This window comes from Desulfosporosinus metallidurans (assembly GCF_001936615.1).
Taxonomy (GTDB): Bacteria; Bacillota; Desulfitobacteriia; order Desulfitobacteriales; family Desulfitobacteriaceae; genus Desulfosporosinus; species Desulfosporosinus metallidurans.
Genome location: NZ_MLBF01000031.1, coordinates 40,305 through 54,813, shown reverse-complemented (window position 1 = coordinate 54,813; position 14,509 = coordinate 40,305). Strand labels below are relative to the sequence as shown.

At 42.1% G+C, this 14,509-nt stretch carries 11 protein-coding genes; 1 reads left to right on the top strand and 10 read right to left on the bottom strand.

The features are described 5' to 3' along the window. Positions 1 to 328 precede the first annotated feature (328 nt). From DSOL_RS16700 to DSOL_RS16665, 8 genes are all read right to left on the bottom strand, one after another. A complete protein-coding gene (locus DSOL_RS16700; RefSeq protein ID WP_075365965.1) occupies positions 329 to 2,362 on the bottom strand; it encodes a heterodisulfide reductase-related iron-sulfur binding cluster in 2,034 nt (677 codons plus the stop codon). A 63-nt stretch (positions 2,363 to 2,425) separates the two neighbouring features. Then, a complete protein-coding gene (locus tag DSOL_RS16695; RefSeq protein ID WP_075365964.1) occupies positions 2,426 to 3,412 on the bottom strand; it encodes an electron transfer flavoprotein subunit alpha/FixB family protein in 987 nt (328 codons plus the stop codon). Between the two features lie 13 nt (positions 3,413 to 3,425). After that, the gene (locus DSOL_RS16690) at positions 3,426 to 4,199 is read right to left on the bottom strand and encodes an electron transfer flavoprotein subunit beta/FixA family protein (RefSeq protein ID WP_075365963.1); all 774 of its coding nucleotides are present in this window, start codon (positions 4,197 to 4,199) and stop codon (positions 3,426 to 3,428) included. Between the two features lie 158 nt (positions 4,200 to 4,357). Further along, positions 4,358 to 5,521: a (Fe-S)-binding protein gene (locus tag DSOL_RS16685; protein WP_075365962.1), complete on the bottom strand. Its 1,164-nt coding sequence runs from the start codon at positions 5,519 to 5,521 to the stop codon at positions 4,358 to 4,360. A 27-nt stretch (positions 5,522 to 5,548) separates the two neighbouring features. After that, entirely contained in the window at positions 5,549 to 7,771 is a 2,223-nt protein-coding gene (locus DSOL_RS16680; protein ID WP_075365961.1) for an FAD-dependent oxidoreductase, read from the bottom strand. A 4-nt stretch (positions 7,772 to 7,775) separates the two neighbouring features. Continuing rightward, positions 7,776 to 9,023 (bottom strand): CoB--CoM heterodisulfide reductase iron-sulfur subunit A family protein, encoded by a 1,248-nt coding sequence (locus DSOL_RS16675; RefSeq protein ID WP_075365960.1) that lies wholly within the window; start codon positions 9,021 to 9,023, stop codon positions 7,776 to 7,778. A gap of 469 nt (positions 9,024 to 9,492) precedes the next feature. After that, on the bottom strand, positions 9,493 to 10,371 hold the full coding sequence (locus DSOL_RS16670) for an NAD(P)-dependent oxidoreductase (RefSeq protein WP_075365959.1): 879 nt from the start codon (positions 10,369 to 10,371) through the stop codon (positions 9,493 to 9,495). A 158-nt stretch (positions 10,372 to 10,529) separates the two neighbouring features. Further along, positions 10,530 to 10,913, bottom strand: coding sequence for a desulfoferrodoxin (locus tag DSOL_RS16665; protein ID WP_075365958.1), 384 nt, complete (start codon positions 10,911 to 10,913; stop codon positions 10,530 to 10,532). Between the two features lie 370 nt (positions 10,914 to 11,283). Here DSOL_RS16665 and DSOL_RS16660 point away from each other — a divergent pair, with 370 nt between their 5' ends. Next, on the top strand, positions 11,284 to 11,661 hold the full coding sequence (locus tag DSOL_RS16660; protein ID WP_075365957.1) for a hypothetical protein: 378 nt from the start codon (positions 11,284 to 11,286) through the stop codon (positions 11,659 to 11,661). A 35-nt stretch (positions 11,662 to 11,696) separates the two neighbouring features. On the opposite strand, the gene cls is transcribed toward DSOL_RS16660, so the two are convergent. Both cls and DSOL_RS16650 read right to left on the bottom strand, forming a co-directional pair. After that, positions 11,697 to 13,121 (bottom strand): cardiolipin synthase, encoded by a 1,425-nt coding sequence (gene cls / locus DSOL_RS16655; RefSeq protein WP_139314502.1) that lies wholly within the window; start codon positions 13,119 to 13,121, stop codon positions 11,697 to 11,699. A 27-nt stretch (positions 13,122 to 13,148) separates the two neighbouring features. Continuing rightward, complete coding sequence (locus DSOL_RS16650) at positions 13,149 to 14,507, bottom strand: VWA domain-containing protein (protein ID WP_075365955.1); 1,359 nt, start codon at positions 14,505 to 14,507, stop codon at positions 13,149 to 13,151. Positions 14,508 to 14,509 lie beyond the last annotated feature (2 nt).

Below are 14,509 nucleotides of genomic sequence, written 5' to 3'. Positions count from 1 at the left end.
GATAGTTCTTTCACAATTTGATACCCGAAATGATTGTAGACGATCAGATAACCATCAAAATTCATGGTTGTCCACAATTGTGTTTCTACAACCGGAACATAAATATGCTATAAAATAAATAAACGTCTACGCTTGTACCACTCCTTCCTAATTGCTAAATTTGCATTACACTCTCCCCCGCGAAGTACAAGACTATTAGTGTTGGAGAGATGTAACCTTAATGGAATGAATAGTTGAAAAACTACTTGGTGACGGCGATTCGTCTCACACCATTGAAGACTCCTCGCCGTTTCAGGAAAACCCTCATCTAAAATGATTCTAATAGAGTCTAGATAGCTTGTGCTAGAATTTCGGCTATATCTAAGGCCTTAAGTTTATCAGCGACTTCACGAGTCGCAATCCCATCATCGATCATAGTGAGACAGAATGGGCAAGCGGTACCAACTAGATCCGTTTTCAGCGCGATAGCTTCATCCGTACGCATGATGTTAATGCGCTCCCCTTCATGTTCTTCGAGCCACATTCGGCCACCACCAGCACCACAGCAGAAACTCTTCTCACCAGTATGAGCCATTTCTCTGATTTCTAGGCCAGCAGCTTTAAGCAATTCACGAGGTTGCTCGTAAATTTGATTATACCGACCTAAATAACAAGAATCGTGATAAGTGACCGTCTTCCGGTTTCCATTTGTGAGCTTCAGTTTCCCCGATTTAACCAAATCCAAAAGGAATTCTGTATGGTGAATAACTTCAAAATTCCCGCCCAACTGCGGATATTCGTTTTTCAAAATATTAAAACAGTGCGGACATTGAGTAATAATCTTCTTGACTCCATGCCCTTTCATAACTTCGATATTCTCAGTAGCCAAAGAATAGAATAAATACTCGTTGCCCAATTTACGTGCGGAATCACCGCAGCATTTCTCTTCATTTCCTAGAATGGCGAAACGAATTTCGGCAACTTGGAGTAGCTTGACTAGAGCTGCAGAAACCTTTTGATTACGAGCATCAAATGCTCCAGAACAACCAGGCCAATATAAATATTCGGCATCTGGATCTTCCTCGAAGGTTTTTACCCCAAGACCTGTAAGGTAATCAGCGCGTGTGCTCCAACCGATACCCCATGGGTTTCCGTTGTTCTCCATGTTTCGGAAGGCCAATTGAGCTTCCGCAGGGAATCTTGTCTCCATAAGAACGAGATTACGGCGCATATCAATTGTTTTGTCGACATGTTCCACGAATACCGGGCATTGTTGTTCGCAAGAACGACAAGTTGTACAAGCCCAGAGGTCTTCTTCTGGTATAACTTCACCAATGAGGGCACGACCAGTCCACTCTTCGGTCTCGCTAGCAGCCGCAGCTTCTTGACCTTCAACTTGTGTGGCCAATGTGTTCGCAGCTTTAACAGCCTCACCCGTTTCTTCCATAAGAACACGCATATCTTGGATAATCTTTTTAGGGTTAAGATGTTTTCCGCTCAGGTATGCAGGACAGTTGTCCTGACATCGCCCACAACGCAGACAAGCGTCCGTGTTAAATAATGCTTTCCAGGAAAACTCACGTAACTGGCTTTTCCCAAAAGACTCGATATTCTCATCTTCAAAGTCTATTGGATCTGGAATGCCAATAGGGCCACGTTTACGGAAAAATTGGTTCAGAGGACCCAGGAGAATGTGGAAAAGTTTGGAGTACGGAAAATATCCGATAAAGGTCATAGCAAGGAGAAGATGGAACCACCAAAGAAATCGGTGCAAGGACAAGAGTTGTGCTTCATTAAACCCAGCCTTAAGAGGGATTGACATCCACTGACCTACAAAGGCCCATGCAGACCAAGGATCAGGTAATACAGCAATTCGTACTCCTTGGATAACGAAACCAGTCATCAAGATAGTAAACAACAGTCCCAAGGTGATGGCATCGTCCGCTTTGTTGTCTAGACGATCCGGTCTTTGGATATATCTTCGAAAGGCAGCAACAAGAATCCCAATAACTGCTAAAAGTCCAAATAGATTTGAGGTTAACTTAATAAAAAGATAAAGCCAGCCATGAAAAATTTGTAAGCCAAAATCTGCTTGAAGAGTAATTATTGCAGTAGCAAAGGCTAAAAACACAAATCCCCAGAAAATTCCGAAGTGCATTAATCCAGGATATGAATCTTTCAGGATTCGTTTATGAGCAAATCCGTAAACAAGGACGTCTTTGATTCCTTGCCACACATCTTTCCAACGATTTTCAGGTTGACCTAATTTCCATAGCGTTACTCGTTTATATACACCGTAACCAAAGGAAACAAGCGCAATTATAAAGAGCAAATAAAGCCAATGCTCTCCTTCAATGTTCCAGTACACTTGTCGTGTGGCCATTCTTTCCTCTCCTCGCTCTATTTAGTGAAGCGCCATTGAGGCGCTTCACTAAAAATACTATTATTAACTAACTAATTTCTTGAACTCTTCGGTTAATATGGGGACTACTTCGAAGAGGTCACCAACAATACCATAATCAGCTACATTAAAGATGTTAGCTTCCGGATCTTTATTAATAGCAACAATGAACTTAGACGATCCCATTCCAGCAAGGTGCTGAATCGCTCCCGAAATTCCACAAGCGATATAAAGGGTTGGTGCAACGGTTTTTCCAGTTTGTCCAACTTGGAACTTCTGTTCTCTCCAACCAGAATCTACAGCAGCACGCGAAGCGCCTACGGCTGCCCCTATGACATCGGCAAGTGCTTCTAAGATAACATAATTTTCAGGTCCCTTCATCCCGCGTCCTCCTGAGACAATTATATTGGCCTCAGTCAGTTCAGGACGTTTCGAAGCTGCAATAGCAACCTCTTTTAAAATAGCTCGTAAATCAGCAGAATCAATGTCAGCAGTTTCCTTGACAATTTCAGCAGTTCGTGCTGTGTCAGGAGTGCCTAATGCAAATGTATTAGGTCGAATTGTAGCCAAAATAGGCCGCACAGTCGACGCTACATATTCAAAAGCTTTACCAGCATAAATTGGGCGTTTAAAGACCATGAAAGAATTGGCATCAATTTCAATTCCCGTGCAATCCGACGCAAGACCGACGCCAAGGCGTTGTGCCAAACGAGGTGCAAGATCTTTTCCAACAGCAGTGTTTCCCATCAGAACGGCCTGTGGTTCTTCTTTGCGAATGAGTTTGTTAAGAACTGAAGTATATGCACCAGTTGTATATTCTGCCAGTTTTTCGTCTTCGACGAGAATGACCTTGTCCGCTCCATTTGAACTGACAGTCTGAGCGAGTCCTTCAATGCCTTTGCCGAGTATAACAGCTACCAAGGTCTCGCCGGTCTCATCAGCGATTTTACGTCCTTGGCTGAGAAGTTCTAATGAAACTTTACGAATCTGTAAATCGCGTTGTTCAACAATAACCCATATCCCTTTAGCCATGTTTATTCCTCCTTTACAGAACTTTAGCTTCTTCATGCAAGAGTTTTGCTAATTCTTGAGCAGCTTGAGCAGCGTCACCAGGAATTTTTCTTCCACCTTGGCGTGCGTTTGGCAAAGTATATTTCTCAACAGTCATTTTTGGTGCTAAATCTCCAGCTGTTAACCCCAGATCAGCAAGAGTTAAGGTTTTTAATGGTTTTTTCTTAGCTTTCATAATTCCTGCGACAGATGGATAGCGGGGTTCATTTAACCCTTTTTGGGCAGTAACAACGGCAGGCAATGCAACTTCAATTAACTCTGTTCCGCCGTCAATTTCACGGGTTGCAACTACTTGAGTCCCTGAAGCATCAAGTTTAAGAACACTACTCACAGAAGGGATATTTAAAGCTTCAGCTAAGCGAACAGCAATTTGGCTAGCACCATCATCGATAGCAATACGTCCAGCTATGATAATGTCATAAGGTATTTGGGCAACTGCCTTAGCTAGGATCTCTGCATTAGCCCATTCATCTGAAGTTTCTAAGACTGGATCAGTGACAACCACACCTTTATCAACACCCATGGCTAATGCGGTTCGAACAGCTTCTTGTGCACGTGCACCACCCAGTGTGACAACAGTCACCTCTCCACCTAATTTTTCTTTGAGCCGGATGCCCTCTTCAATCGCAAACTCATCGTAAGGATTGATAATCAAATTAACTCCATTGGCATCGATTTTACCGTTAGCATCGAGTACAATTTTAGCTTCGGTGTCAAATGTTTGTTTGATGTAAACGACGATGTTCATGCTTAATCCTCCCAACTTTCTTATTCTCCCAAAAAAATAAATGAAACATCTGAATAAATAATAAGGTATATCTATTCAGAATTCAACGAAATATGTCGATAATTAAAGAAATAACTTTCACAATCGATATAGTAGCTTATTGGGAAGTTCTAATGAAATTATAACGAAGCGTTTAGAAGTTCCGCCATTTCCATGACTTGTAATACGTCTCCCTTTTCCAGACCAGCACAGGCGTCATCTAACATTGCAATACAGTAGGGGCAAGCTGTGACCAAGATGTCTGCTTTTTTATCAACGGCATCAGTAATCCGAAGTTCGCCAAAACGTTCTCCCATCGGTACTTCTGCCCAAACACGGCCACCACCACCAGCACAACAAAGACCCTTATTTTTATTCCGTTCAAGTTCTACAAATTCTACGCCTGGTACAGCCTGAAGAAGTTCTCTTTGAGGATCAAAGACCTGATTGTGGCGCCCCAAGTAACAAGGATCATGAAAAGTAACTTTTTTTGCAAGTTCCTTATTGAATGAGATCTTACCCTCTTTTAAGAGTTCCCCTAGTAACTCAGCATAATGAATTACTTCGTAATTGCCGCCAAGTTCTGGATAATCTTTTTTGAAAGCATACAAGCAATGTGGGGAGGTCGTTATGATCTTTTTAACGCCCTTTCCGTTAAACAGCTTGATGTTTGATTCAGCAAGCTTTTGGAAAAGTTCCTCATCTCCAAGCTTTCGTATCGTCTCACCACAACAATTCTCTTCAGCGGTTAATACACCAAAGCTCACTCCCGCCTTCTGCAAGAGATTCACAATACTTTTAGCGATCTTCTGACTTCGCGTATCATAACAAGAGGTACAGCAAACGTAAAGGAGGTATTCGGTATCGTCAGAAAATGCCGGAATGTTCAAACCTTCCTGCCATTCAGCACGTTTCTCCTGCGGTCCAGACCATGGGTTACCGTTAGCGTGAAGACTACCTGCAATAGGACGCAAATTGGCTGGTAAAAAGCCTGCCGCAACCGTAGTGTTACGCATGGAACGAACATTATCAATGATTTCAACTTTTCTGGGACAGTTAACCAAACACATACCGCATGTTGCACACGCAAAAAGTACATTTTCGTCTTCAAAACCCTCAAGACCAAGCTGTCCCAAGCGTTGCATCTTACGGATGTTAAATGCCTCGCTTACTTCACCAGGAACCAGCCGCCAAGGACAAAGGTTGGTACAGAGACCGCACTGCATACACCAGCTGAGCGTCTCCGCCCCTGAAGAAACAATATAATCTTTCATCTCCAGAGATACTTCTTTTATTTCATCCATAATAATGCTCCTTTGCTATTCAAGGACTTAGAACCCTTTGTAGGGGTTGGGACCCAGTTCTTCTAGTCTCTCGGCAAAGCCGTCTAATATAGCCGGTATCTGATCGTAGTCCATGATGGAGATTTGTTCCATTCGAACTCGGTCAGACTCAAGATCCAACCTGTTTAAGGTTTCCGCCACTTTTCCTAACCGTGTTTCTGCTAATTCACTACCTTTTACAAAGTGACACTGATAATCATCGCCATGTTTGCACCCAAGCAGAAGTATTCCATCAATACCCTTAGATAAAGTATCTGCGATCCATACTAGGTTCATCGAACCCAAGCATCTTACAGGAATAACGCGGACCCAGGCATTATAGCCGAGATGGTTAATGCCTGCCATATCTAAGGCAGGATAGGCATCGTTTTCACAAGCGAAAATTACAATCCGCGGTTTCTCCTCATCTTCCTCAGGCACATCAATGGCCTTAATCATGTTACCAATCATGGGAACTGAATAGTTTTTAAAGGAAATAATCCGTTCTGGGCAGGCACCCATACAGATTCCGCATCTGCGACAACGCGTTGGATTCGGCAAAGGATTAAATTTATCATCTTCATTAATAGCTCCGAAAGGACATTCAACTGTACAACGCTTACACTGTGTACATCTTTGCATTGCAAAGTCTGGGAACGACATATCCCCTACTCTCGGGTGAACAGCATTACCTATTGCACTCAATTCGTTACATTGAATGGCCTTCATGGCTGCTCCTGTAGCATCTTCTATGCTAGAAGCGGCATCCATTGGAGCCCTTACGCTACCAGCCGCATATATACCTGTACGGCGAGTTTCATACGGAAAACATATGAAATGCGAATCTGCAAAGCCGTATTTTAATGTTGGCATCTCAGGGCCCTGCCGATAAGCCAAGTTTAAGAGATTTGACTTCAGTATTGCTTCGGTTTGAAGATCATTATCTTTGCATTCCTCAGTATCATCAGCTTTAACAAGTAAATTTTCTCCAAAGGCAGTAGTAGGCACCATTCCTGTAGCAAGAACTACCATATCTACTCCCTCTGTAGCAATTACAGATCCGGTTAAAACATCAGTCGATTGGATGATTAAGTTCTTGTCATCATCCTCACTGATACTAGAAATTTCTCCTCTAACGAAAATGCCGCCATCTTGCTGCACTTTTTTGTAGAGACGCTCATACTGACCAGGGGTTCGTACGTCTTTGTTAAAAACATAAACCGCTGCTTCAGGGTTCTGATCCTTCACATAAGTCGCCTGTTTCAAGGACTCTACGCAACATTCCGCAGAGCAATAGGACAGGTGTTTCGCATCACGCGAACCAGCACACTGAATGAACGCTATACTCTGTACTTCTTTTCCGTCACTAGGACGCGTTATGGTTCCTTTAGAAGCTAATTGTTCCATTTGTGACGCAGTAATCACATTCGCGTACTCACCATATCCCAAGTGCCCCAGCTTTGTTGCATCATATGGAACAGCACCCGTGGCCAGAATAACCGATCCGATTCTCTCCATAATGGTATTGCCATTCTGACTAATAGTTACGTCAAACATACCCGGAGCGCCTGCAATCTCTTTTATCTCAGCTCCCGTGTATATCGTAACATCCGAGTGAGCTTCTAGTTCTTTAACTCGCTCTGTTATATCAACCTCTTCAGGACTATCATAGGGTGCTTTCAGAGGAGCTTGCTTAAATAACGAGTTCATCCAACCACCAAGAACTGGGCTTTTCTCAACCACAACTGTTTTGTATCCAGCCTTTGCCGCTTCTAAAGCAGCAGTTATTCCTGACAAGCCTCCGCCAACCACGAGTATGGACTTGACCATATTTTCCCCTTTAAAAGCCTCAGGGAGCTCGATGTGTTTTGCTTTGGCAAGACTCATACGCAAACTATCTTCTGCCATCATCTGGGTATCTTCATCATTTGCAGGATGACACCAGGTGATCTGTTCCCTTAGATTAACCCTCTCCATTAGTAGAGAAGGCCCAAAGTCAAAGACATCGTAATTAACACGTGACGAGCAACCAGCTATTAGTAAAGTGTTAACGCCCTCATTTTCAATATCACTCTTAATTAGCGCTACGCCTTCCGGCCCACAGAAAAAAGGGTGCGTTTTACATACTGGAACCTTGCCTTCCTTGGTGGCAACCTTGGACAGGCCTTCTATATCCAAAGATTCCCCGATACCACAACCGGTGCAGATATAAACACCTGTTTTTTTATCCATTGAGCTACCTCCTCACCGTAGATTGAATGGCCTTTAGAGCTGCAGCAGTAGCATCTTTAACCGATGAGGCAACATCCAATGGTTTTTTAACGCATCCAGCGCCATAAATCCCGGGTTGTTGTGAATCGGAAGCAATAAAACCATCCTCATCATAATTTATAACAATAGGTAATTTTGAATCGACAGTCGCAGGCACCATTCCGGTTGCCAGAACCACCATATCAACCTTTTCTTTCATTATTTCTCCGGTCAACTGGTTCTCTACTTGAACAAATAAATCTTTTGTCAAAGGGTCCTCGGTTATCTCCCCTACTTTGCCTTTGATCATAGAGATGCCATCTTGTACCTTAGTATAAAACTCTTCATATTTTCCCATCGCCCGGACATCTATATAAAACATAAATACCTTGGCGTCTGGATTCTTTTCCTTGAGATAAGTAGCTTGTTTTAGCGAAGCCATACAACACACACCAGAGCAGTAGGTTAGATTGTTAACATCACGGGAACCTGCACATTGGACAAAGGCAACACTTTCAACCTTTTTGCCGTCAGACGGGCGAACTATTTTACCTCCAGTAGGGCCATTGGGAGCAGCCAATCTTTCCATCATTACATTCGTAACAACATTCTGATGCCGTCCAAATCCGTAATAGTCGATTTTTGCAGCATCATAAGCCTCCCACCCCGTTGCCCATACGATGGAGCCAACATTCAAGTTGAAGCTTTTAGCCGCCATATCTAGTTCTATTGCATCGTATTGGCAAGCTGAGACACATTTTCCACATTCTGCACCCAGACAAACTTCATTGTCCACCACATACTTCATAGGAAATGCAAACTCATGGGCTTTGTAAATGGCCTTGGTTTTATCCAACCCGTAATTATATTCGTTAGACCTCTCCACAGGACAAACTTCAGTGCACTTCCCACAAGCAGTGCAGTTTTGGTTCACAAAACGGGGATTTGATTTTACCGTAACAGTAAAATCTCCTTCTTTACCCTCAATCTTCTCAATTTCGGCTAAAGTGAAAAACTTGATCCTCGGATTTTGCTTAATTCGTTTGTAATTGATCTCCAAACCGCAGTTTGGGGGGCACAACTTTGGGAAATATCGGTTCATCTGGGCTACTCTTCCACCAAGATAAGGTTTCTTTTCGACCAGATAGACCTCGCTTCCTGCTTCAGCAGCTTCCACTGCGGCAGTAAGTCCGCTTATTCCCCCTCCAACCACTAAAATACTCTGATAGGCCATCCTTCTACCTCCCCTCAATAGGCTCTCGACATCCGCCGAGACAGTCGGACAAGGGTTACCCTAGACCAACTTTGTTACTAAATGCACAAAAAATAATCTAATGTAACCTTCACACCATTAAGACTAGCACTGAGGTCATAATTAGTCAATAATGCCAATAATTAATATATCGTATAATGAGTTATTTTTATCTGGAAATTTTATGTCAAAATTACTCTGATTATGTATTTTTACGCTTGTCTATACCCCTTCTCGATACCGAAAAAGATCGATAATCAGAGGGATCGACAATGATGATCGATGGCGTATATACTCCAATGACTACCGTTGCTCAGGTAGGAGTTGTTTTATCGTATAGGTCATTTTCCTGGCTAGGTACTTTAGCACTGTCATAAGCAACATCGGTATCAACCATAACAATTATGAATAAAGAGAAATCTTTCCAAGGTAGGCCAGAAACTAAAGCACTTTATCCATACAGTTTGTATAAGACCTGCGTGCCACTGTTTTCTTCGCCTTGCTCAGCTAACCTATCATATAGTGACTTTGCTAATTCCAAACCAGGGGTAAGTAGACCCATCTCTTGAGCAGAATGCAATGCAATCGTCATATCCTTAATAAAATGTTTAACATAAAAACCCGGTTCAAAATTATTTGCAAGCATGCGTGGAGCCAAGTTACTCAATGACCAACTCCCAGCAGCCCCAGATTCGATACTTTTAAGAACCGTTTCAGGATTCAAGCCTGATTTGTGAGCATAAGCCATTGCCTCACATACCCCCATCATATTAGACGCAATAGCAATTTGATTGCACATTTTCGTATGTTGACCTGCTCCAGCTCTCCCCTGAAGAATAATGTTTTCTCCTACATAACTTAAGATTGGAACCAATGCCGTAAAGACATCCTCGTCTCCGCCCACCATGATTGCTAGACGAGCTTCTTTGGCACCAACATCCCCACCAGATACTGGAGCATCTAAAGCGTACATCCCCTTAGCGCGCGCTTCTTCATATATTTTCTTAGCTAAGGCTGGAGATGAAGTTGTCATATCCACTAAGTAACTTCCGCTCTTTGCATGATTTATAATTCCGCCTGCTCCTAAGTAAACTTCTTCTACATCTTTAGGATAACCAACCATGGAGATAATCACGTTACTTCGAGCAGCTAACTCTGCTACTGTATCTTGCCAAATCGCTCCCAAACGAATTAACTCTTCTGCACTAGCCTTTGTGCGGTTAAAAACAAGCACTTGATAACCGGCCTTTAATAAATGACCGGCCATACTTTTGCCCATGACTCCTGTACCTACAAAGCCAATGATCAAGTTTTCTTGAACAAGTGTCATAGATATAAAAATCTCCCTTCACAAAACCCATTTCTTAGTGTCCCTAAGTCCTTAGATAGAGTTCAGCTTATATGCAAATTGGAGTTTAGTTTTTTCTATTAATAAAGATAGGCAAGATTTTCAGCCTGCCTATCTCAATAGCTCCTTAAACAAAGTGACTACTTACTAGCTTTCCAGAGACCGTGAATTGTACAATATTCTCTAACCTCTACGACGTCGTCAGCCTTGACCATGAAGGAAGCCGAAGGTGCTTGGTTTGGTGATAACTCCGCCCTGAGTACTTGATCCTTCGTCAAGACTTCAATAAATCTGATAAAATGCTTTTCCTCCATCGGGTGTGCAACACTACCCACATTAACTTTGATGCCCCCGTCGACAACCTCAAAGACAGGAACATGTTTTTCAAGACTTGCATCTACAGAACCAGCCTCAAGCTTATTCATCGGTTTGTTACAGCAGACTAAGGCAGGTGCACCCGGATTTACAACCTCAACTACATTACCACAAATACTACATACGTAAAGTTCTCTTAGGTTTGTCATTTAATTAGCCCCCTTTTCTTATATCTTAACTTTGAGGTTAGTATTCTCCAAAAAAAGAGGATTTCCTCCTTGGAAATATTACTTTCTTATAATTATCATTAACTATTCTTTTAAACGAAGATATAGTTTGAGTATTTATTATTTCCATACATTTGACGATTGGCTTAGAAACCGCGTTGCCTCAGGGTAGGCCACTGACACCTCCCCTACTAAGTTGATATAGTCTTATCTAGTGGTCATGAGGATCACTTTTATCTTATAAATGAATTGTTAGTCTCTAGCCAATAAGTATATACTTGACTCAATTGCTGATGAGGCGGAACAACACCTCAGAGAGTTATAATCAAATTAAAGGGAGACTGATTATCAAATGAATTTCGAACAAATTTACTACGCCAACAGTCAACACAAGGAGCATTTCTTAGCTCTTTTAACACAAAAAAAATCAAACGAGTCTGGCTATTATTCAGCCTATTACATACTTACTTCAACCAAGGAAATTTGGTCTGCAACAAAAAGACATACCACTTTAGAAGAAATCAATTTTGGGAAAATCTTAGAACAGGGTTTTTCTAGTAATCACAAATCGCTTATTTTGCTTGCTCAGCATTTGTTCATGGCCAATACTAACTTTGACTTGGATCGCGCTTTGGAAAGCTGGGATCAACCCAGTTACAGCGTAGCTTTGCAAGCAATTAAATTGCGGTGGACACTTTCGCGTGAGAGTATGGAGGACTTTTTAGAGTAAAGGCTAGGAATTTTCTTTAAGGATGGATTCTATGGCTATAAGAGTGGAGAAAACAAGCGAGCGCTCGATTCTTTAATGCGGTTTAACAACGGACGCTTCTTGTATTCCTCCAGCACTAATTCCTCACTATCCGTAAGATCCTGATAAAAATCTCGTTCGAGACGTTGTGCCAAGGGACAATCATATATAAATGCACTAATTTCAAAATTTAAGCTAAAACTACGAATATCAAAATTAGTCGATCCCACCACCCCTATTTCCCCATCGAGAATCAGAATTTTGGCATGGAGTATCCCCTTTTGGTAACGATAGATTCGAACGCCAGATTCAAGTAATTCCTCAACATAGGAATGGGACGCCCAATAAGTAATCTTATGATCCGGGACACCTTGGAGAATAACCCTGACGTCTAAACCACTGAGAGCTGCAGTCTTCAAGGCCATGATAGACCCTTCATCCGGAATGAAATAGGGAGTCTCTATAAAAATCGTCTTTTCTGCACTGGTCAAAGCTACAAAGAATATTTCTAGCATAGATCCCCAATCCGAATCAGGACCGGTAGCCGCAATTTGAGTCATTTGCGTTTCATATTTCCAAGGTTGTGGGTAGTAGATTGGATCAGAAATATCCTGACGAGTCGCACCATTCCAATCATTTAAAAAGACGGATTGGAGAAAATTAACTGAATCTCCTTCCAGTTTGAGAAAAGTATCCCGCCAAAACCCAATTTTTTGATTGCGCGACAAATATTCATCACCGACGTTTAATCCTCCTAGAAAGCCCACCCGACCATCGACGATAACAATCTTTCGATGATTGCGCAGATTAAGACGCTTCGATAAGAACGGAAATCGGACAGGATAAAACTCTTCGGCCTCTACCCCTGCTCGCCTTAACTCTCCAAATCGATTCTTCAATGATCGATTGACCAATCCATCTACAAGCACGCGCACTTTAACTCCCTCAGATACCTTACGGATTAAAAGATTAAGTAAATCCTGACCAATGGCATCATTATGAAAAATAAAAAATTCAAGATGAATATAGTGCTTAGCGTCCTGAAGCGCAGCAAATAAGGATTCAAAGGTTTCGTTACCATTCGTGAGCACTTCTGCACGATTATTGAACGTGAGTGGTGCGGAGGCATCATTGAGCAATAGCCGGGCCAGCTTCTTGTTCATAAGAATATTTCCAGTTTGATCGACATTCACTTCACTCGGTTTAACCTGCAGATCCTTTAGAATTTCCTCAATCTGCCCCTCTCTCACTTGTTTATGCCGAGAGAGTTGATGCTTCCGGACAACGCGTCCTAACAACACATAAAGAAGTGCACCCAAAATCGGTAGAACCCCCAGAATTAAAAGCCAAATTATCGTCTTGGTCGGATCCCTGTTCTCTAAGAAAATGACGGATCCCAAAATTACAAGTTGTGCAAAGGTAATCAGGGCTATAGTCAGCAACAAAATGGAAATAAGATTTACCCTCCTCTAAAAAACATCCTTTACAACTCTCTGTAAGTCACTGGCAGACCGGCACCGATACACTTTTGTGCAATAAGGTTGATACTCTTTCAATATATTATCCGGTTCATTCCACTCCTTAACGTCTAATGGATTTAGCCAAAATACATTACGTACTCTTTCAGAAATCTGGGCTATGTATTCCGTTTGAGCAGAACGATAGTTATTTTTACCATCTCCCAATAGAACAAGAGTCGCACGTGAAGACACCACTCTAAGTTTGTTCTCAACCAGTTCCTTAAAGACCGCCCCATAATCTGAAAACCCCAAACTTATTTTATGCCCCCAGCTTCTGATCTCTTGTTTAACTCCGTCAAGATCTTCATCCCAAACAAAATCCGAAACATCCCAGACCGAATCGATAAAAAAGAACACCCGTATCTTACGAAAACGGTCTCTAAGACAGGTCACTAAATGAATAAAAAATTCAACATAAGCGGCCATAGAATTCGAAACATCACAAAGTACCACTAGTTCCGAGACGCGAGGAATTCTTTGACGATAACTTAAACGAAAAAGCAATCCATTCCATTGAACGCTTTTCTGAACTATACGAGCAATGTCAATAGTCCCTCTCTGACTACATTTCCAACGTGGCCCCGGCCGCACCGCCAATTTACGCGCCCATTTCCGAATACTCGACTTTACTAAGTCCTTTTCTTCTTCTGATAAGGTGCTTAAGGGTTTGAAAAGCCAATGCTGCCGCACAAGGGGTTGCCAACAATTTTCGCAGCTTACTTGAACTGTCAAGAGCCTCTGTCGTATTTCATGAACAAGCGAAGCATTACTGTCCTGATGGATGTACCATTCTTCTTCTGAAAGAGCACCACGTCGATAGGCCAAATCATGGGAATTGATCCACGTGTAATAGTCCATTTCTGCCAAAACCGTTTTAACAACGTCTTCAAATTCTACTCCACTACACATTAATTCTTCAAGTCGTAAAACTGGAATTTGATTTGAAATGTCTACAGTATTAACATCCGTCCCCATATGAGTTAGACTAATTCCTCCTAGTCCACGCCCTACTCCTTGTCCGCCTATTCCCACGTTGTCTTGATTTTCTTCTGAAGCTGCAATTTTTGTTTTTTCTTCCTTAGGACCTCGTTCATTCAATGGTGAATCTTCTACTAGGATTCTCCAGACCGTTTCAAAGATCGAAGAATCTTTCGGACGATGAATGAACATAGCTTTCGCTACCAACTTTTCCGATAAATCCGGGAAGCGCTGCAAACAAGTTTGAGCATCCAGAATATCTTGGGAGGAAATTGATAACGAGGCCTGTCTCAATGCGTGAACTAACCTAATGAAATTCCACCCATCCATTA